At 28.0% G+C, this 379-nt stretch carries 1 protein-coding gene; it reads left to right on the top strand.

Annotated features, from left to right (window positions below):
- Positions 1-123 precede the first annotated feature (123 nt).
- On the top strand, positions 124-379 hold a 256-nt coding region (locus tag I6E31_12500; protein ID MCF2640777.1), incomplete at its 3' end, for a transposase.

Raw genomic sequence — 379 nt, forward strand, 5'->3', positions numbered from 1 at the left:
TTTTATCTTAAAACTCCAAGAAGACTCCCTCCTCTTTAGGTGGGAGATGAATTGGAGTCAACCTCTTTTTTCAAGCTTAAATATATGATATAATTGAGCATATGAAAAGGAGGTGATTTTGCTATGTATCTTACAGTTAAACAACAACTTAAACATCTTTCTAAAGAAGAATATCTTTCTCTTAGAGAACTTTCCCATACTGCTAAGAATCTATATAATCAAGCTGTATATAATATTAGGCAATACTACTTTCAAGAGAATAAATATCTTAATTATCAAAAGAATAATTCTCTTTTAAAAAATAGTGAGAACTATAAAACTCTTAATTCTAATATGTCACAACAGATTCTTAAAGAAGTTGATGGTTCTTTTAAGTCTT

This window comes from Fusobacterium varium (assembly GCA_021531615.1).
Lineage (GTDB): Bacteria > Fusobacteriota > Fusobacteriia > Fusobacteriales > Fusobacteriaceae > Fusobacterium_A > Fusobacterium_A varium_C.